Origin of the sequence: Dyella ginsengisoli LA-4 (assembly GCF_000334915.1) — a bacterium.
Taxonomy (GTDB): Bacteria; Pseudomonadota; Gammaproteobacteria; order Xanthomonadales; family Rhodanobacteraceae; genus Dyella_A; species Dyella_A ginsengisoli_A.
On the sequence record NZ_AMSF01000002.1, the window covers coordinates 31,991 to 51,682 of the forward strand.

The 19,692-nt window shown below is 69.2% G+C and carries 19 protein-coding genes; 14 read left to right on the top strand and 5 right to left on the bottom strand.

Annotation, left to right across the window (positions count from 1 at the left end):
* Positions 1-26 precede the first annotated feature (26 nt).
* The 3 genes from C693_RS0100425 to C693_RS0100435 are packed head-to-tail and all read right to left on the bottom strand — an operon-like array spanning position 27 to position 1,445.
* A complete protein-coding gene (locus C693_RS0100425; RefSeq protein WP_017460267.1) occupies positions 27-518 on the bottom strand; it encodes an iron chaperone in 492 nt (163 codons plus the stop codon).
* A 37-nt stretch (positions 519-555) separates the two neighbouring features.
* On the bottom strand, positions 556-999 hold the full coding sequence (locus C693_RS0100430; RefSeq protein WP_241762602.1) for a VOC family protein: 444 nt from the start codon (positions 997-999) through the stop codon (positions 556-558).
* On the bottom strand, positions 996-1,445 hold the full coding sequence (locus C693_RS0100435) for a helix-turn-helix transcriptional regulator (protein ID WP_017460269.1): 450 nt from the start codon (positions 1,443-1,445) through the stop codon (positions 996-998). The genes C693_RS0100430 and C693_RS0100435 overlap by 4 nt, the downstream gene beginning before the upstream one ends.
* A 191-nt stretch (positions 1,446-1,636) precedes the next feature.
* Here C693_RS0100435 and C693_RS0100440 point away from each other — a divergent pair, with 191 nt between their 5' ends.
* The 4 genes from C693_RS0100440 to C693_RS20715 all read left to right on the top strand — a co-directional run bounded on the left by C693_RS0100440 (position 1,637) and on the right by C693_RS20715 (position 6,945).
* Positions 1,637-2,839, top strand: a complete 1,203-nt coding sequence (locus tag C693_RS0100440; protein WP_043598226.1) for an HD-GYP domain-containing protein — start codon at positions 1,637-1,639, stop codon at positions 2,837-2,839.
* A gap of 46 nt (positions 2,840-2,885) precedes the next feature.
* Positions 2,886-3,938: a sensor domain-containing diguanylate cyclase gene (locus C693_RS0100445; protein WP_017460271.1), complete on the top strand. Its 1,053-nt coding sequence runs from the start codon at positions 2,886-2,888 to the stop codon at positions 3,936-3,938.
* Between the two features lie 354 nt (positions 3,939-4,292).
* Positions 4,293-5,657 carry a copper-containing nitrite reductase gene (nirK, locus tag C693_RS0100450; RefSeq protein WP_017460272.1) on the top strand — a complete coding sequence of 455 codons (1,365 nt, stop codon included), beginning with the start codon at positions 4,293-4,295 and terminating at the stop codon, positions 5,655-5,657.
* Between the two features lie 88 nt (positions 5,658-5,745).
* Positions 5,746-6,945: an alginate export family protein gene (locus C693_RS20715; protein ID WP_017460273.1), complete on the top strand. Its 1,200-nt coding sequence runs from the start codon at positions 5,746-5,748 to the stop codon at positions 6,943-6,945.
* Positions 6,946-7,000: 55 nt separating this feature from the next.
* Here the strand turns inward: C693_RS20715 and C693_RS0100460 are convergent, their stop codons facing one another.
* Positions 7,001-7,768 (bottom strand): DUF2189 domain-containing protein, encoded by a 768-nt coding sequence (locus C693_RS0100460; RefSeq protein ID WP_017460274.1) that lies wholly within the window; start codon positions 7,766-7,768, stop codon positions 7,001-7,003.
* Between the two features lie 66 nt (positions 7,769-7,834).
* On the bottom strand, positions 7,835-8,764 hold the full coding sequence (locus C693_RS0100465) for a LysR family transcriptional regulator (RefSeq protein WP_017460275.1): 930 nt from the start codon (positions 8,762-8,764) through the stop codon (positions 7,835-7,837).
* Positions 8,765-8,894: 130 nt separating this feature from the next.
* Between C693_RS0100465 and C693_RS0100470 the strand changes: the two genes are divergently transcribed.
* The 10 genes from C693_RS0100470 to trmY all read left to right on the top strand — a co-directional run bounded on the left by C693_RS0100470 (position 8,895) and on the right by trmY (position 19,631).
* Complete coding sequence (locus C693_RS0100470) at positions 8,895-9,602, top strand: SDR family NAD(P)-dependent oxidoreductase (protein WP_017460276.1); 708 nt, start codon at positions 8,895-8,897, stop codon at positions 9,600-9,602.
* A 193-nt stretch (positions 9,603-9,795) separates the two neighbouring features.
* Positions 9,796-10,686 (top strand): hypothetical protein, encoded by an 891-nt coding sequence (locus tag C693_RS0100475; protein ID WP_017460277.1) that lies wholly within the window; start codon positions 9,796-9,798, stop codon positions 10,684-10,686.
* Positions 10,687-10,885: 199 nt separating this feature from the next.
* Positions 10,886-12,826, top strand: a complete 1,941-nt coding sequence (locus tag C693_RS0100480; RefSeq protein WP_017460278.1) for a CocE/NonD family hydrolase — start codon at positions 10,886-10,888, stop codon at positions 12,824-12,826.
* A 306-nt stretch (positions 12,827-13,132) separates the two neighbouring features.
* On the top strand, positions 13,133-13,744 hold the full coding sequence (locus C693_RS0100485; RefSeq protein WP_017460279.1) for a dihydrofolate reductase family protein: 612 nt from the start codon (positions 13,133-13,135) through the stop codon (positions 13,742-13,744).
* 154 nt (positions 13,745-13,898) lie between these two features.
* Positions 13,899-15,311, top strand: a complete 1,413-nt coding sequence (locus tag C693_RS20720) for an ATP-binding protein (RefSeq protein ID WP_157798520.1) — start codon at positions 13,899-13,901, stop codon at positions 15,309-15,311.
* A complete protein-coding gene (locus tag C693_RS0100495) occupies positions 15,312-15,977 on the top strand; it encodes a response regulator (RefSeq protein ID WP_017460281.1) in 666 nt (221 codons plus the stop codon). It abuts the gene before it with no gap.
* A 76-nt stretch (positions 15,978-16,053) separates the two neighbouring features.
* Complete coding sequence (locus C693_RS20725; protein ID WP_017460282.1) at positions 16,054-17,121, top strand: S41 family peptidase; 1,068 nt, start codon at positions 16,054-16,056, stop codon at positions 17,119-17,121.
* A gap of 158 nt (positions 17,122-17,279) precedes the next feature.
* Positions 17,280-18,008, top strand: coding sequence for a zinc-dependent peptidase (locus tag C693_RS0100505; RefSeq protein WP_241762604.1), 729 nt, complete (start codon positions 17,280-17,282; stop codon positions 18,006-18,008).
* Between the two features lie 224 nt (positions 18,009-18,232).
* Positions 18,233-18,934 (top strand): hypothetical protein, encoded by a 702-nt coding sequence (locus C693_RS0100510; RefSeq protein ID WP_017460284.1) that lies wholly within the window; start codon positions 18,233-18,235, stop codon positions 18,932-18,934.
* 103 nt (positions 18,935-19,037) lie between these two features.
* Positions 19,038-19,631, top strand: a complete 594-nt coding sequence (gene trmY / locus C693_RS0100515; RefSeq protein WP_017460285.1) for a tRNA (pseudouridine(54)-N(1))-methyltransferase TrmY — start codon at positions 19,038-19,040, stop codon at positions 19,629-19,631.
* Positions 19,632-19,692: the final 61 nt, after the last annotated feature.

A 19,692-nucleotide genomic window follows, 5' to 3' on the forward strand; every position in this document is an offset into this window, starting at 1 on the left:
CGGCGCGACGCCCGCGCCGCGACCGGCTACCCCGCCGCCTGTGCCACCAGCGTTGCGATGTGCGCCTCGGTGGTGGCATCCAGCCGCTTCAGCGCATAGGCACTCGGCCACATCGTGCCGTCATCGAGCTTCGCCTTGTCGCTGAAGCCGAGCGTGGCGTAGCGCGTCTTGAACTTCGACATGCCCTGGAAGAAACACACCACCTTGCCCTCGGCATTGGCGTAGGCCGGCATGCCGTACCAGGTGCGCGGCACCAGCGCCGGCGCGCTCGCCCGCACGATGGCGTGGATGCGCGTGGCCATCACGCGGTCCGGCTCGGGCATGGCGGCGACCCTGGCCAGCAGGTCCGCCTCGCCGTCGGCGGCCTTCCTGCCCGGCCGCGAGGCGGCCTTGAGTTCCTGCGCGTATTCGCGCATCGCCGCCTTTTCCTCGGCGGTGAAGCCGCTTGCGGAGCGTTTCGCCGCCGCTTTTGTCGCCGGCTTCGTCGCCGGCTTCGTGCCACCTTTCTTTTCCGCCACGTCCGTCTCCTTGTGTGGGTGATCGATCGCGCCGCTTTCAGCGCCGCTCCTGCACGCGCAGCAGGTTGCCGGCCGGATCGCGCACCGCGCAGTCGCGCACGCCGTAGGGCTGCATGGTCGGCTCCTCGACGATCTCCGCGCCGCTTGCCTGGATGCGCTCGAACGCGGCATCCAGGTCGGACGTGGCCAGCAGCAGCATCGCGTAGGTGCCCTTGGCCATCATCTCGGCAATGGTGCGCTTTTCCTCGTTGGTAACGCCCGGGCTGGCCGACGGCGGCGCCAGCACGATGGAGGTCTCCGGCTGCCCCGGCGGGCCGACCGTGATCCAGCGCAGCCCCTGGTAGCCGACATCGTTGCGCACCTCGAAGCCCAGCGTGTCGCGGTAGAACGCCAGCGAGGCATCCGGGTCGGTGTGCGGGAGAAAACTGGCGTGAATCGCGATGTCCATGGCGTTCGCCTCGTCTGGGTAAGGAGCGGTCATGCTAGGTCCGGCGCGTCCGTCGGCGCTTCTCGATTCCTGACCGGTCGCGTCACCTGCCGGGCCACGCACGCGGGCATGCCCCGCGTCGCCTGAGCCGCTTCGCGCCGGTACACGCCGGGCGACACGCCCACCAGCTCGGTGAAGCGGGTGGTGAACGTGCCCAGCGATGCGCAGCCCACGGCGTAGCACACCTCGGTCACGCTGAGGTCGCCGCGGCGCAGCAGGGCCATCGCCCGCTCGATGCGGCGGGTCATCAGGTAGGCATACGGCGACTCGCCGAACGCCAGCCGGAACTGCCGGCTCAGGTGTCCTGCCGACATGTGCACGCCGTGGGCCAGCGCTTCGACGTTCAGTGGCCGCGCGTACTCGCGGTCGATGCGGTCGCGCACCCGTCGCAGGCGGGCCAGGTCGCGGAGATGGTGCGGCGGGGCTGGCGGATGGGTCATGCCGGGATTGTCACACGCACACTGGCGGCGTACCCGGCGCGGAGACCGGTACGTGACTCAAGTCGGGGGCCGCCGCGCCGATATCTGATCGGCAAGCCATTCACCGGAGAGCCGCCCCGCCGCCAGACAGCCGGGACGCGGCACGAAGGTGTCATGCAGCTCCGCAACAAGACGCCCCCTCCCGCCCGAACATGTCCTCGCCCCTGAAAAAGATTCCCGCCACCCAGGTCGTACCCGGCATGTATGTCAGGAAGATCGATGGCAGCTGGCTGGATCACCCGTTCTGGCGCGGCTCGTTCGTGGTGGAACCTGGCGAGACCCTGGTCACCCTGCGCGCGCTGGGACAGCAGGGCGTCTGGATCGACACCAGCAAGGGCGTGGACCTGCCTGTCGCGACACCGCAACCGGCCACTGCCCCCGTCCTTGCGGCGCCCGCGGAGGCACCCGTGCCATCGCCGCCGCGTTCCGTCTTCGGCGATGACTATGCCGCCGCCGAAGCCATCCGCGAGCGCGCCAAGGGCGTGGCGAAGTCGCTGTTCGGCGAGGCGCGCATGGGCAAGGCGCTGAGCATGGACGCCGCTGCCGAGGTGGTGGACGAGATCAACGAGGTGATTGCCCGCAACCCTGCCGCGATGCTCAGCGTGGTCCGCCTGAAGAACAAGGACGACTACACCTACCTGCACTCGGTCGCGGTCGCCGCCCTGATGATCGCCCTGGGCAGGCGCCTGGGCTACCAGGGCGAAGCGTTGAAAGAGCTCGGCGTGGCGGGGCTGCTGCACGACATCGGCAAGGTCGGCATATCCGACGCGGTGCTCAACAAACCCGGTCGCCTCAACCCACTGGAGCTGGCTACCGTGCGGCAGCATCCGCAGATCGGCTGGGACATCCTGAGCCGCGAATCGGCCGCCGGCCCGATGGCGCTGCAGGTGTGCCTGCACCATCACGAACGGACCGACGGCACCGGCTATCCGGGCCGCCTGTCCGGCGATGCGCTGAGCGAGGTCGCGCGCATGGGTGCGATCTGCGACGTCTACGATGCGATCACTTCCGAGCGCTCCTACAAGGCCGGCTGGGAGCCGGCCGACGCCATTCGCCGCATGGCCGAGTGGCAGGATGGTCATTTCGACCGCAGGATCTTCCACGTCTTCGTGAAGCTCATCGGCATCTACCCCACCGGCACACTCGTGCGACTGGCGTCCCAGCGGCTGGCCGTGGTGCTGGTGCAGGGCAACGGCAGCGCGCTGAATCCGATCGTGCGACTGATCTGCACCCTTCCCGACTGCGCGCCGCTGGAGCCGGAGACGCTCGACCTGGAAGGCTCGGACGATCGCATCCTCACCATCGAAGATCCCGCCGACTGGGATCTGGATATCCCCGCCCTGCTGCGTGCATGAGGCCGGCACAGCTCCCGCCGGCCCGCCCTCAGGCATCGTGAAGCCCATGAAGAACGACCTGTCCAGCAACCCTTTGCGCCAGCTCTACCGGCGCACCTACGTGCTGCGCGTGCTGGGCATGGGGCTGGGCGCGCTGCCCATCGCCGTCGTGCTGCAGCAGTATGGAAGCTGGGGAGCCTGGGCGTGGGCGGGGCTGGTGTGCTTCGCCTGGCCGCACCTCGCCTTCCTGATGGCCCGCCACGGCAGGGATCCGGCCGCGACCGAGCGGCGCAATCTGCTGCTGGACTCGTTCTTCGCCGGCACCTGCGCCCCGCTGATGCATTTCAACCTGCTGCCGTCGGTGGTGCTGATCGCCGTGGTGGCGGCCGACAAGGTCACCACCGGCATCCGCGGGCTGTGGCTTCGCTCGCTGGGCTGGACCGCCGCCGGCATCGTGCTGGGCGGGCTGCTCACCGGCTTCGCCGCCGCCCCCGCCTCCGACATGGCAGTGGTGATGGCCAGCCTGCCGATCCTGGTGATCCACACGCTGGTGGTCAGCGCGATCAGCTACAGCCTGGTGCGCCGGTTGCAGTTGCAGAACCTGCGCCTGAAGGAGCTGGCCCACACCGATCCGCTGACCGGCCTGCATACGCGACGCCACTGGGAACAGCGCGTTGCCGCGATGCTGGCCGCACTGCGCCCGGGTGCGGACGCCACGCTGCTGCTGATCGACCTGGACGACTTCAAGGTGGTCAACGACACCCATGGCCATCCGATCGGCGACGACGTGCTGCGCGCAATCGGCACCATCGTGCGTGAGCAGGTGGCCGATCGTGGGCTGGCCGGACGGCTGGGAGGCGACGAAATCGCCCTCGTCCTGCCTGTCGATTCGTCCGGTGCGGGCGCGATCGCCGAACGCATCCGCGCCGATGTGGAGAGCCTGCGCTTCCCGCTGGTGCCCTCGCTGCGCTGTTCGGTAAGCATCGGAATCGCCTCCCGCCCGGGCGGCGGAAACCACCCGCGCCAGTGGATCGAAGCCGCGGACCGCGCGCTCTACCAGGCCAAGGACGCAGGCAGGAACCGCGTCGGCGGCCACGCATCGGACATGCCGCCGCGCTGACACGCCGCGGCCTTCAACCGGGTCGATGCGGCAGCCGACGCTCCGCATGATCGATGCCCGGCGCAGAACCCGCCGCTCAACGCAGGCGCGAAAATGCTCCACGCGCACGAGCGGTGCGCCGCTGCGTGCGGCGCAGCACCAGGTATCGACCCTCTCGCCGCCATCCCGTGGCATCCGGTCGCACCCCGCGCCATGGCGGACTCGCCTGACATGGATCAGACCCCTCGCACCACCCGGGCCGATAGCGTGTGCCCCGAACGTTGATCGACTCGAACGACACGCTCGCCGGGCAGGACGCTTTCCGAGATCAGTGCATGCGACAGGGGCCCGGATGTCGCTGCAGGAGACGGAACCATGAACATTCGTCGCATGCTTTTACCGGTGTTCGCACTGGCGCTGGCCTGGGCCGGCCACGCGAACGCCACCACCTCCAACCTGCAGAGCCCGGCCGAATACACGCCGACCGTGACCTTCACCCTGAAGACCGATATCGGCGCGTTCGGCATGGGCTTCCGCGGCGTGGGCGGCGCCATCGACGGCCAGCTCAACCCCACCCTGAAGGTGCCCGCCGGCGCGATCGTGCAGATCAACCTGATCGACGGCGACGGCTCGATGCACAACATCCGCCTGCCCGACTTCAACGTGCTGTCCAACGACGTGGTGGGCAAGGACGCCAGCACCGCGGTGGTGTTCCGCGCCGACCACGACGGCAGCTTCGACTACTTCTGCAACATCCCCGGCCATCGCGCCGCCGGCATGGACGGCAAGCTGGTGGTGGGCGAGGCCGAAGCCGCGCCCAAGGCCACCGCCGCCGACATCAGCCGCGCGCCGGACGACCTGCCGCCGCCGGTCGGCGACCGCGCACCGAAGCACCTTGAGTTCAACCTCACCACCGAGGAAGTCACCGGCCAGCTCGCCAACGGCACCACGTTCACCTACTGGACCTTCAACGGCAAGGTGCCCGGCCCGATGCTGCGCGCCCGCGTCGGCGACACCGTCACGGTGAGCCTGCACAACGACGCCCACAGCCTGATGAACCACTCGGTCGACATGCACGCGGTGACCGGTCCGGGCGGCGGTGCCGCGGTGATGCAGGTGCCGCCGGGCCAGACCCGCAGCTTCACCTTCAAGGCACTCAAGCCGGGCCTTTACGTCTACCACTGCGCCACGCCGATGGTCGCCCAGCACATCGCCAACGGCATGTACGGCATGGTCCTGGTGGAGCCGGCCGGCGGCCTGCCCAGGGTGGCGCACGAGTTCTACATGATGCAGGGCGAGATCTACACCACCGAGCCGTTCAACACCCACGGCCACCTGCAGTTCGACGTCAACAAGCTGCTCGCCGAACAGCCGACCTACATGGTCTTCAACGGCGCCGTCGGCGCGCTCACCACCGACCATCCGCTGAAGGCCAAGGTAGGCGACACCGTGCGCATCTACTTCGGCGTGGGCGGCCCGAACAAGACCTCCTCGTTCCACCTGATCGGCGAGATGTTCGACGACGCCTGGGCCTGGGGCGCGCTGGCCAACCGGCCGGAACACGATGTGCAGACCATCTCCGTACCGCCGGGTGGCGCGGTGGTGACCGACGTGCACTTCGAGGAGCCGGGCAAGTACATCCTCGTCGACCACGCGCTGTCGCGCCTTGAGAAAGGCCTCGCCGGCTGGGTGGAAGTGACCGGCCCGAAGGACCCGGGCATCTTCCGCGCCGGCAACTGATCCGGCCCTCCGGGCGGCCACGCCGCCCTCCCCGCCCGGCGGCACCCGCCGCCGGGCCATCCCTCCCGAAAACTCCGAGGAAACGACCATGAAACCATGGGCCGTCAACACCCCGCGCGCCGCGTTCGCCCTGCTGCTGGGGGCCGCCGGCTGCGCCAGCGCGCATGCCGACACCGCCAGCGGTCCCCAGCTCGATGTGCGCTACCGCCTCGAGCAGGTCGACCAGGGCGGCTTCGCCCGCGACGCCAACGCCTCGACCGTGCGCACCCGGCTGGGCTACCGCTTCGCCGACCACAGCGGCTGGAGCGCGCTGGTCTCGCTGCAGGACAACCGCGTGGCCGGCAACGACCTCTACAACAGCACCCGCAACGGACAGACGGACTACCCGGTGGTGTCCGACCCCGCCGACACCGGGCTGGACCAGGCCTATGTCGAGTACCACGGCTGGCAACCGCTGGACCTGCGCGTGGGCCGCCAGGTGATCAAGCTCGACAACGACCGCTTCGTCGGCAACGTCGGCTTCCGCCAGCTCGAACAGAGCTTCGACGCCGCGCGTGCGACCTGGACGCCGTCGGCGGCCTGGCGCGTGGACTACGCCTACCTCACCCGCGTCAACCGCATCTTCGGCGCCCATCACCCCGACCCGCTGCACGCCCGGCAGAACCTGGACACCCATCTGCTCAACGTGTCGTGGAAGCAGGCGGCGGGCACCCTGGTCGGCTACGCCTACCTGATCGGCAACCAGTCGCTGCCGGCCAGCTCGCATCGTGACCTCGGCCTGCGCTGGCTGGGCCATGCCGCGCACAGCCAGGACTGGAGCCTGGACTACACCCTGGAAGCCGCCCGGCAGCACGCCTGGAAGCGCGGCACGCTGCAAGGCAGCCGTTCCTACCTGCACGCCGAACTGGCCCTGGGCCTGCGTGCCTGGCACTGGACGCTGGGCCAGGAGCGGCTGCAGGGCAACGGCACCAGCGCGCTGCAGACCCCGCTGGCCACGCTGCATGCGTTCAATGGCTGGGCCGACCGCTTCCTCGCCACGCCGGCCGACGGACTCGCCGACAGCTACCTCGGCGTGAGCTGGAAGGCACGCGCGCTGAGCGTGGCGGCCACCGCGCACCGCTTCGCCGCGACACACACCAGCACGCACTACGGCAACGAACTGGACCTGTCTGCCGGCCTGGCGATCGACCGCCACTTCAGCACCTCGCTGGCGCTGGCCGACTACCGCGCCGACCACTATGCCAGCGACACCCGCATCGTCTGGTTCACCGTTCAGTACACGCTCTGAGCGGCACGGCGGCGGCCGGGGTCACCGCCGGTCGCCGCCGGCATCGGCGCGCGGGTCAGCCGGCCGCGCCCTCCTGCAGCGGCCAGTCCGACGCATCCAGCGTGTCGCGGTAGGCGTGATAGGTGGCGTAGGCCAGCCACGGCATGACCAGGCCCAGCCCGACCACCGTGGCGAAACCGATCACCGTCAACACCACGATGATCGCGCCCCACAGCAGCATCACCGGCTTGTTGCGCAGCACCGCGTTGAAGCTGGAGACGCAGGCGGTGACCATGTCCACGTCGCGCTGTGCGATCAGCGGCAGCGACACCACCGACACGGCGAAGGTGAAGGCGGCGAAGGCCGCACCGATCAGCGAGCCAATCGCCAGATACTCGAGCAGCGCGCGGTGGTCGCCCGGGTCCACCGGCACGAAGGCGGTGAGCATCATGCCGGCGCGCGACCAGATCAGGATGATCACCAGCTGCATCAGCGCGAAGATCCCGGCCTGCCCCATCACCCGCCGTGCCACCGTGAACGAATCGCGCAGCCGCGGTTCGCGCCCGGCGATCAGCGCGCAACTCACCGAATACAGCCCGACCCCGATCAGCGGCGCCACGTAGACGAAGCCGGACAGCAGCAAGGCCAGCAATGCGAAGCGCCCCAGCTCCCACGCCAGCGCCGATACCGCCGCACTCACCAGCACGATCACCGCGCCGAACACGGCGGTGAGACGCGGCGCCCGACGCACGTCGCGCCAGCCGGCCGCCAGCCAGCGCCACGGCGCCGACAGCTGCAATGGTCGGCACGGCACCACGAACGGTCGCTGCGCTTCCTCGGTCATGGCCCCTCCTCCACGATCCCCTGCGGCGGACTATAACGAGCCGTGCCATCGCCGTGTGCCGGTCGGCTAACCCGCCGGACAGGCTGCGCGGCAGACCGCCAGCACCACGCCACGCAGCCAGCGGTGGGCCGGATCGGCATCCAGCCGGGGATGCCAGATCGCGCTCACCATCAGCGGCGGCAGTTTCAGCGGGAGCTCGAACATGTCGAGCGCGGAGGCACGGGAGCGACGTCCCGGCGACGCGCTTCCGAGGCAGGACTGCGGCACGATGGCGACGAGGCCGGTATCGCGCGCCATCGCCAATGCATCGGTGAAGCCGGGCACCACGACCCGCACGTCGCGATGCAGTCCCACGGCGGCCAGCGCATCGTCGACCGGTCCGCGCGTCTCGCCGCCGGGTGACGCGGCGACATGCCCGTGCGCCACCAGGCGCTTCGCGGTCACGGTCCGCGCCGACAGCAGCGGGTGGCCGGTACGCACCACGCCCACGTAGCGGTCGCGGAACAGCAGGCGGGCCCTTACTTCCGGCGCCGCGGTGCCGACCACGCCGATCTCCAGATCGATCCTTCCGTCGCGCAGCGGCGTCACATCCTTGTCGGGTTTGTGCACGAACTGCAGCCGCACCCGCGGCGCCCCGGCCAACACCGCCCGGAACAGCGGCACCGCGAAACGCTCGACGAAGGCCTCGTTGGCGCGCAGGGTGAAGGTGCAATCCAGCGCGGCGGGGTCGAGCGCATCCGCCACCGGCCGCAGCACCGCCTGCGCGTCACGACTCAGCGCATGCACGCGCTCGCGCAGCTCGATCGCCCGCGGTGACGGCACAAGGCCACGACCGGCGCGCACCAGCAGCGGATCCCCGGTCGCCGCGCGCAGCCGCGCCAGCGTCCGGCTCATCGCCGAAGCGCTCAATCCCAGCCGGCGCGCCGCGCCGGTCACGCTGCCTTCGGCGAGCAGGGCGTCGAGGGCCGGCAACAGATTGAGATCGACGGCGTCCATCCGTGCAGCATAGCGCCGAGCCGCCCGCATCATTGCGTCTGGTGCACAAACAATTTGCATCTCATGCGTCTGGCGCCAGCCGTTAAGGCGTGGAACCCTCCCTGTCGCCCCCGATGCACGGACACCCCCGATGCCGACTCCTCTCCTCCCCCCGACGATCCTGCTGATCGGTGCCTCGCGCGGTCTGGGCCTCGCCATGGCGGGCGAGTTCCTGCGCAGGGGCTGGCACGTCGTCGGCACCGTGCGCGGCACTGCCCGCACCGGACTGCACGAGCTGGCCGATGCGCACCCGGGCCGGGTCGAGATCGAGACGCTGGACATCTGCTTCGCGGATCAGCTGGCCGCCTTGCGCCAGCGCCTGGATCATCGGCGCTTCGACATGTTGTTCGTCAACGCGGGCACGACCAATCCCGATCCCACGCAGACCATCGGCGAGGTGTCGACCCGGGACTTCGTCGACCTGATGGTCACCAATGCGCTCAGCCCGATGCGGGTGGTCGAGCGACTGGAAGCGCTCGTCATCTCCACCGGCCTCATCGGCATCATGTCGTCCGGACAAGGCAGCATCGCCAACAACGAGAAAGGCATGCGCGAGCTCTACCGGGGCAGCAAGGCCGCGCTGAACATGTTCATGCGCAGCTTCGCCGCCCGGCACGCCGGCTCCGCCCGCGCCATGGTGCTGATGGCCCCCGGCTGGGTGCGCACCGAGCTCGGTGGCGCGGAGGCGCCATTGGCCATCGAGGACAGCGTGCCCCGCCTGGTGGACGTGCTGCTCGCCCAGCCAGGCACGCCCGGATTGCGGTACCTCGACTATCTGGGTCGCACGGTGCCCTGGTAGCGGCGCCCGGGCGGGGCTCGCGATACCCGCGGCAACCCGTGGATGCACGGAACCTGCGGTCGCCGGCACGTCGCAAACGCTTGCGAAATCCGCCGTTTTTCGAGGCCCCGGCAGACCGCATCGCTCTTCGGGCTGGCGCTGTCGCTATGCTCGACCGCAGCGGCGCAAGGGGCGCCGATCAGGGGGAGCAACGATGACGACACGATCGAGGCGGGCGTCGGCCGGGTTCGGCTGGCTGACGCGCGGATTCAGTGCGGGCTTTCGCCATCCGAAACCGCTATGGGGAGGTGCGGCGATACTGCTGGCGGCGGTTGTCCTGCCGTCGCTGGTGACGCTGCCGATTCGCCTGCATGCCATCCATGCCGGCGTGCCGGTCTCCCCGATGACCTCCGTCGCGTGGACCGCACTCTCGATGCTGATCGGCCTGCTGGTGATCCCGCTGTACGGCGGATACCTGCAGGTGATCGATGCGGCCGAATACAGCCGCGCGGCGCGCATACGCGACATCTTCAGCCCTTATCGCGATGGCAGTGCCCTGCGCCTGATCGGCTTCGGGCTGGCGGCCCTGCTGATCTACGTCGCGATGTTCGCGCTGCTTCTCGTTGCCGCTGGCGGAGGGCTGCTGCACTGGTACATGCAGGCGCTCACCATGCAGGCGCAGCAACTGCCGCTGCCGCATGGCCTGGGCTTGTTCGTTGCCCTGGGCGCGGTGTTCTTCCTGTTTTTCACCGGCTTCTACGCGATCGGTCTCGGCCAGGTCGCGCTGAGCCGCCGTGGCGTGTTCGCGTCCATTGGCGACGGCCTGGTCGGCGCGGTGAAGAACGTGCTTCCGCTGCTAGCGTATGCGCTCGGCGGTCTGCTCGCACTGATCGGTGTCGCCATCGTCCTGATCTTCGTAGTGATGGTGGCCGTCCTGCTCGGCAAGCTGGTCGGCGCGTGGCTGATGCTGGTGATCTCCATCCCGCTGTACATCGCGTTCATGATGACGATCTTCATGGCCATGTTCGGCGTGAGCTACCACCTGTGGCGCGACGTGTGCGGCACCGACGATGCCCCCGCGCTGCCGGAACCGGCCACGGCCTGAGCACCGGCCTCGCGACGACTGGAGAAGGCGGCCTCGGCCGCCTTTTCCGTTTCCGGCGTCGGGGGAACCGGCCTGCCCGCCGCAAGAACCCACGCTTGACGCACCCCGCCTTGCCAAACCCGACCCGACGTTTTCATAGTCTCGGGGATGGCGCCCCCGCGGGGCTGCCGTGACTCCCCACACCAGAGGATCCCCACCCATGAAGAAAGCCGTCCTGGCTTCGGCGATCGTTTCGCTCGTCTGCCTTGCTTCCGCCACCGCGTTCGCTGCGCCCCTGCCGGGCCAGGCATCGTCGAAGGTCACCCCGGACATGATCCAGACCGGATCGGACATCCCGGCCAAGTGGGTGCAGCCGCAGGGCAACTTCGACTACGTCAAGCGCGAGGTGATGATCCCGATGCGCGACGGCGTGAAGCTGCACACGGTGATCATGATCCCGAAGGGTGCACACGACCTGCCGATGCTGCTCGAGCGCACGCCCTACGACGCCAGCGGCATGGCTTCCGGCAACAGTCCGCACATGGCCGACGCGGTCTGGTCGGGCGACAAGGACTGGGCCGACGGCAGCTACATCCTGGTGTGGCAGGACATCCGCGGCAAATACGGTTCGGAAGGCAAATACATCATGACGCGCCCGCCGATGGGCCCGCTCAACCCGACCAAGACCGACGACACCACCGACGCCTGGGACACCATCGACTGGCTGGTGAAGAACATCAAGGAATCCAACGGCAAGGTCGGCATGATCGGCTCGTCCTACGACGGCTGGACCGTGGCGATGGCCCTGCTCCACCCGCATCCGGCCCTGAAGGTCGCCGCACCGGAGAGCCCGATGATCGACGGCTGGATGGGTGACGACTGGTACCACTACGGCGCGCTGCGCCAGGTGAACCTGGACTACTTCACCGGCCAGATGACCAAGAAGGGCTCGGGCGAGAGCGTGCCGCGCGACAACTACGACGACTACACCAACTTCCTCGAGGCCGGCTCGCCCGGCGCCTGGGCCGACGCCCACGGCTTCAGGCAGTTGCCCTGGTGGAACCGCTTCGCCGCGCACCCGTCGTACGACGCGTTCTGGCAGCTGCAGGCGCTGGACAAGCTCCTGGTCCAGCATCCGTCCAACGTGCCGACCATGTGGCTGCAGGGCCTGTGGGACCAGGAGGACATCTACGGCGCCGTGCACGCGTGGGAAGCGCTGGAGAAGGCCGGTCACGGCGCCAACAACCATCTGGTGATGGGCCCGTGGTGGCACAGCCAGATCAACCGTGCCGGCTGGAACCTCGGCCCGCTGAAGTGGCCGGGCGACACCACCGCGCAGTTCCGCCAGCAGGTGATCATCCCCTGGTTCAACCACTACCTGCGCGGCACGCCGATGGCCAAGCCGCTGCCCGAGGCGATGGTCTACAACGCGGTCGAGCAGCACTGGGACAGCTTCAACGACTGGAAGCCGGCCAGCGAGCAGAAGCTCACCCCGATCTACCTGCAGGGCAACTTCGGCCTGGGCTTCGAGCAGCCCTCGGGCGGCAGCGACAGCTATGTCTCCGACCCGGCCAAGCCGGTGCCCTACCTGCAGCGCCCGATCCCGGCGCAGAACGAGGACCGCTGGCGCACCTGGCTGGTGCAGGACCAGCGCTTCGTGGTCGACCGCCCCGACGTGCTGTCCTACACCACGCCGGTGCTCACGAAGACGGTGACCGTGCAGGGTGCGCCGATCGCCGACCTGTTCGCCAGGACCACCGGCACCGACGGCGACTTCGTGGTGAAGCTGATCGACGTCTACCCCGGCAGCGTGCCGACCGACCCGACCATGGGCGGCTACGAGCTGCCGGTGTCGATGGACATCTTCCGCGGCCGCTACCGCAAGAGCTTCTCCGATCCGTCGCCGATCCCCGCCAACGAGGTGCAGCAGTACAAGTTCCGGCTGCCGACGATCAACTACGAGTTCAAGCCGGGACACCGGATCATGGTGCAGATCCAGTCCACCCTGTTCCCGCTGTACGACCGCAACCCGCAGACATACGTGCCTAACATCCTGTTCGCCAAACCCGCCGACTACAGGAAGGCCACGATCACCATCGAGCACGGCGCCGATGGCAAGAGCGCGGTGCTGTTGCCGGTGGTGGCAACCACCCCTCGCTGATTCGGCGTCCGGCCATCGGCGGGCATCCATGGGCCGGCCCGGTTCGCGAAGCATCGCGGGCCGGGCCTTTCCCGCAGGCGGGCCGTTGGCGGGCATGCTCGCTACGGCGATGCGCCACACGCCACCGGGGTGGCAGATGGATCCACCCGTCCAGGACAGATCGGTACACCGGCGCGCAGCATCCGCCAGGCCTGAACTGATCCATGGCCCCGGCCGCGTGCATTGCATGCGGGCGTTGTCGATTCCTCGCCCTGTCGTTCGTCAAAGAGGTATGCGCATCTTCCGAACGTCCCAGGAGTGACCCGAATGAGAAAGCTCATCGTCCCCGCCTTCGTCACCCTCGACGGCGTCATCCAGTCGCCCGGCAGCCCTGACGAGGACACCGCCGACGGCTTCACCCATGGCGGTTGGTTCTGGCCGTATGCCGACGAGGCCACCGATGCGATGGAGGCGCTGTTCCAGCATCCGTTCGAGCTGCTGCTCGGGCGACGCACCTACGACGGCTTCGCCAGCTTCTGGCCCGAGGTCGCCGCGGACTCCCCGCTGCGCGGCACGGCGGACCTGTTCAACGCCGCCACCAAACATGTCGCCACGCACCGTCCCGACGTACTGCCGTGGGACCACAGCCAGGCCCTCGGGCCCGACGTCATCGCGGCCGTGCGCGCGCTCAAGCAGAGCGATGGCCCTACCCTGCTCACCCAGGGAAGCAGCGAGCTGGTGAAGCAGTTGCTGGCCGCCGACCTGGTCGACGAGCTGATCCTGATCGTCGTGCCGATCCTGCTCGGCACGGGCAAGCGACTGTTCGACGATCGCGCGCTGCCGACGGCGTTCCGGCTGGCGTCGTCGACGACCTCGAGCAAGGGGAACGTGGCGAGCCATTACGTCCGCGAGGGCGAGTTGCGGGTCGCTCCGATGTGAGTCCGGCCGCCCGTGGGCGCGGCCCGGCCCGGTCGCGGGCGGCCACCCGCCCCTTTCCCGGAGGCACCGGACTGATGCACAGTCAGCCGCCGAGCCGATCGCCGCGAACCGCGCCGCGCCAGGCAACCTCCACTTTCGCCCGGGCGCACGCCAGTTGAGAGTCTCCATCGCGGTCCGTCTCTTCCTCATGGTGTCGCTGTCGATGCTGGCGGTCGCGGCAGCCGGCCTCGGCCTGATCCGCTGGAGGCTGGCCGACGGCACGCCTCCCGACCGCACGATGGCGACGGATGAGTCGCATCTCGTCGACACCCTGCGCGATGACCTCGCCTCCCGCTATCGCGCACGCGACGGCTGGGGATTCCTGCCGGCCGACGCCGGCGAGCGGTCGCGCTGGCTGCTCGGACGGGCATCCGTTCTGGCATCCACGACCGCGACATCGGACGCCGGTGCCCCTGCATCGCCGACCCTGGGATTCCGCCTGGTGCTGTCCGATGCGCAGGGCCACGTACTCGCCGGCCGCATACCGTCCCGCGTACTGGTGGCGCTGGCATCGATCGACCGCGCACGCACGCCGGTCATGGTCGATGGCCGCACCGTGGGCTACCTCACGGTCGCCGTGCCGCACGACGCCCGCGACGCACTGGTGGTCGCCTTCCTGATCCAGCAGCAGCGCCCGCTCGCCCTGCTCGCACTGATCGCCGCCGGCCTCGGTGCGCTCGCGGCGGCGATCGTCGCGACGGGCTTCCGGCGACCGATCGACGCGCTGGTGCGCGGCGCACGCCGCCTCGGCAGCGGTCGCTACGACACACGCGTCGTCGCACGACACCGTGACGAGCTGGGTGAGCTCGCGGACACCTTCAACCAGCTCGCCGAGAAGCTGGCCATCACCGAGCAGGAGCGCAGACAGTGGGTCGCCGACACCTCGCACGAGCTGCGCACGCCGCTGGCGGTGTTGCGCGCGCAGATCGAGGCGCTGCAGGACGGCATCCGCCCACTCGACCGCGAGAGCCTGACGCTGCTCCGGGCGCAGACCGGCACACTTGCCCGGCTGGTGGACGATCTCCACGCACTGGCCGCCGCCGACCTCGGCGAACGCGCTTATGACAGGTACCCGCTGGACCTGCGCGAACTCGTCGTGCCGGTCTGGCAGGGGTTCGCCGGGCGCTTCGCCGACCGCCAGCTCAGCACGGCCATGACCGGCTTCGACTCCCCGATGGTGGTGCTGGCCGATGCCGAACGCCTGCGGCAACTGATCGCCAACCTGCTGGAAAACGCGCGCCGCCATACCGACGCCGGTGGACAGGTGCGGCTGAGCGGCGAAGGCGGCCGCGACGCGCTGAGGATCGTGGTCGAAGACAGCGCGCCGGGCGTACCCGGGCCGTTGCTCGGACGCCTGGGAGAACGCTTCTTCCGCGTGGACCCGTCGCGCAGCCGTGCCGCGGGCGGTGCCGGGCTCGGGCTGGCGCTCAGCCGCGGGATCGCCGAAGCGCACGGCGGCAGCCTCACGTTCGCGCCTTCGCCGCTCGGCGGGCTGCGCGTGGTGCTGACCCTGCCCGGAGTCCGGTGAGTGGACGCCGCGGTGCTCATCGTCGAAGACGAGACCGAGCTGGCCCGCATCGTGGGCGACTACGTGCGTGCGGCAGGCTTTCGCGCCGACGTGGTCGAGGATGGTCACGACGCGCTCGTGCGCCTGCGCGAGGCACGCTACGACCTGGTCGTGCTGGACCTGATGCTGCCCGGGCTCGATGGCCTGTCGCTGTGCCGCGAAGTGCGCCGGCAATCGGATGTGCCGATCATCATGACCACCGCCAGAGTGGAGGAGATCGATCGCGTACTGGGACTGGACTCCGGTGCCGACGATTACCTGTGCAAGCCCTACAGCCCGCGTGAGCTGATGGCGCGAATCAACGCGCAGTTGCGGCGCTACCGCGGAGGGCTTGGCCCGGTGCCGACGATCGAGGTGGACGAGGCGAGCCGCACGGCTCGCCTGCGCGGCCAGCCGCTCGACCTCACGCCGACCGAATACGACCTGTTCGCGCTGATGGCACGTCGCCCGGGCGTGGTGTTCTCCCGCGCGCAGCTGCTCGATGCCGTGCGCCGCGACACGCTGGAGGTCACCGATCGCGCGGTCGACAGCCACATCAAGAATCTGCGCCGGAAACTGGCGGCGCAACCCGGCGGCGCCGAGATCGTGCAGTCGGTCTACGGCGTGGGTTACCGGGTGGAGACCTGAGCGTCCTCCATCGTTTCTCCACGATCCGGCCGCAGCCTCCGATGCGTCGAATCCCGACGCATTCCGGAGCACCTGCATGACCCCGAAGCATTCCCTCGCCGTCGCGCTGATCGTCGCCGGACTGGCCTGCGGCCGCAGCCTGGCACAGTCCGCCCCGCCGACGCCGCCGCATCCCCTCGACGCGGCGACCCGCGCCGAAGTCGCGATCGCGATCAAGGCCAACCTCGACCGGGCCTACGTGTTTCCCGACAAGGCAAAGGTGATGGACGCGGCCCTGGACGCCAGCCTCGCCCGCGGCGACTTCGCGGCGATCACCGATGGCGACGCCTTCGCCAAGGCCCTCACCGACCTGCTTCGTCGCACCAGCCATGACGGGCACCTGATGGTGCGCTACTTCCCCCAGGCCGTGCCGGCCGGGCACGGCGACCGGGCCGACCAGGCCCGCGAGGCCGCGGCCGAGCTGACCCAGGAACGTCGCTTCAACTTCGGGCTCTCCACCATCCAGCGTCTGAAGGGCAACATCGGCTACATCGACCTGCACGAATTCGGCCGCCCGCAAGGTGCCACGCCACGCATCGCCGCCACGATGAACCTGCTGGCGGGTACCGATGCGCTGATCGTCGACCTGCGCCACTGCGGCGGCGGCGATCCGGACACGGTGATGGCGTTCGCCAGCTACCTGTACGACAAGCCGACCCACCTCAACGACATCTACTGGCGCGACGAGAACCGCACCGAGCGCCGCTGGACCCGGGCGAAGGTGCCCGGCACCCGCTACGGCGAGACACGCAAGGTCTACCTGCTGACCAGCCCGGACACCTTCTCCGGCTGCGAGGACTTCGCCTACGCGCTGAAGAACAACCACCGCGCCACCGTGATCGGCCAGGCCACCGGCGGCGGTGCCCACGCCGGCAGCCCGCACCGGCTGACCGCGCACTTCATGATGTTCGTGCCCTCCGGACGGCCGATCAATCCGGTGACCCATGCCGACTGGGAGGGCACGGGGGTCGCCCCCGACGTGCAGGTACCAGCGGACAAGGCGATGGACGTCGCCCAGCTCGCCGCCCTGAAGGCACTCGTCGCGAACGAACACGATCCGCGGTGGAAGGCCAAGCTCGAACAGCGCGTGGCCGAGCTCCACTGACCGGGGCAGATGCGCCCGGGGCTCCACCCCACGGTGCGGGCCCCGGGCTCCCGGAAGATGGGCGAGCACGCTTGAGAAAGCGCACTTCGCCCTGATGCTTCGGAACGCCAAGACTCCTCCTGCGTGGGGCCATGTTCCGAAAGCTCAGAAACTGGCGCGTGCGCCGCATCGTCGCCAGGCACCCCATTCCCGACCCCCTGTGGCAGGCTGCGCTGGCACGATGTGCCCCGGCCCGCCGGCTGGGTGCGTCGGACCAGGCCAACCTGCGCGTGCTGGCCACGCTGTTCCTGCGCGAGAAGTCGATCGAGCCGGTGCAGGGACTGGAGCTGGACGACGCCGACCGCGTGCTGCTCGCCGCCCACGCCTGCGTGCCCATCCTCAAGCTGGGCATCGACTGGTTCGAGGGCTGGCACAGCGTCATCGTCTACCCGGATGCGTTCGTCCCCCACCGCACGCAGGTCGACGAGGCCGGCGTGGTGCACCGGACCAGCACCCCGATGGCCGGCGAGGCCTGGGGCCGAGGACCGGTGATCCTGTCCTGGGCGGACGTGCTCCGTGCCGGCCACCGACCGGGACACAACGTGGTCATCCACGAGATGGCGCACAAGCTCGACCTGCAGAACGGCGCCGCCAACGGCTTTCCGCCGCTGCACCGGCGCATGGACCCGCGCCGGTGGACGCAGGTGTTCTCCGACGCCTGGGCGCACCTGCGCCGGGAGCACCACCAGGGCGTCCCCATCCCGATCGACCCGTACGGCCTGGAGAACCCCGCCGAATTCTTCGCCGTGGCCAGCGAGCAGTTCTTCGAGGCACCCGCGACGTTGCGCGAGCATCTGCCGGAGGTGTACCGGCAACTGGAGCTGTTCTACCGACAGCACCCGTACTGAGCCGTCCTCGCCACCGCATCCGGAAGCGCAATGCTGGTCGCCGCGGTGCCGGGCCAAGCCGGGGTGACCGGCGTCGTGGCAGGCATCGGCACATCAGACCGTTCGCGCCGATTGAAACTCGCAAAAGGCTGTGCCTCAATGCCCACGCCGGGCCGGGATGACGCCCGCGCCCCCTGCCCGAAGGGACATTCCGGCGTCCTTGCTACCGATGCGTGAGGTCGTCCATGCGAAAGGAAGCCGCTGACCGCCCCTTCTTCGTGATCGCCGCCAGCCTGTTCGTGCTGCTGGTGTTTCTTGCGTTTGCGCAGCGCTACTACCTGGGATGGCTGTTCCGGAGTCCGCACCTGTCGCTGTTCCTGCAGGTGCATGGCGCCATCATGAGTGGCTGGGTGCTGATGTTCATCATGCAGACCGGGCTGGTGGAGACCGGTCACATGCGGATGCATCGGAAGCTCGGCACCGTGGGAGCCGGCTGGGCCGTGCTGGTGGTGACGATCGGCACCATGGCGACGCTGCACGCGTCGATCCGGGAGGTGCGCGCGCACACCGATATCGCACCCTTGCAGGTCACCATCACCGGGCTGGAGCTGGTGGAGATGCTGCTCTTCGCCGGGTTCGTCACCAGCGCCGTCTGGCTGCGGCGCCGCGGCGATTACCACAAGCGACTGATGCTGCTCACCCTGGTGTGCATGCTGCCTTCGGTGCTTCCGCGCCTTCCGCTGGGACTGTTCCAGAGCCTGCTCTCGATCCTGCTGGCGGTCTACGGCGCACTGGTGCTGTGCGTGGGTATCGACACGCTTCGGCATCGCCGGCTGCATCCGGCATTCGCCATCGGTGGAGCGATCTTCGTGCTGGTCATGCAGGCGGCTTTCTTCGCGATGCAGACGCCAGCCTGGCGCGACTTCCTCACCCGGCTACTGGGTTGATCCATTCGTCGGTACGACTCCGGTCTGTCACGCATGGGGCGTTCAGGGGACAATCGGCACCGGAGACGCCTCGCGCCTCTTTTCCCAGCCTTCGGAATGCTCCATGCGAACCTTCGTCCTGCGCGCACGCGCCGCGCCCACCGACAGCCACAAGCTGCTGGCCGCCATCGGCCAGGAGGCGCATCCGGAGATCCTTGCGCACACGCTGATGAACGCGATCTTCGTGGCGCAGTCGCACCGCGCGGACGTGGTCGTCTACCTGGTGCTGGAGAGCACGCCGGACTACTCGCGCACGATCCGTGTCGAGGCCAACGCGCTCACCGACATCGGCGGCTTCGACGAGCGCCGGCTGCTGGCCGTGGTGGCGAAGGCGCTGGACGCCTCCATCGGCATGGGCAAGGAGGAATCGCGCCCGGTCGCACCCGGCATCACCGTGCGCACGGTGAGCTTCGAGCGGCTGGTGCAGGAGCTGGCCGAGGACCACCCGCTGTTCGTGATGGACCGCAAGGGCGCGCCGATCCGCGAGCAGGCCTTCGACGGCAGCCCCTGCTTCCTGCTCACCGACCACATCCCGATGCCGAAGAAGACCTTCCACAGCCTGGAACGGCTGGGCGCGAAGAAGATCACCCTCGGCCCGACCATGCTGTTCGCCTCGCAGTGCGTCGTGCTGATCCATCACGAGCTGGATGGGCGCTGATTCCCTCGAGACGGCCGCCCCAGCGGAGATAACGACAACAGCGGCGACGGTCGCGCGCCGA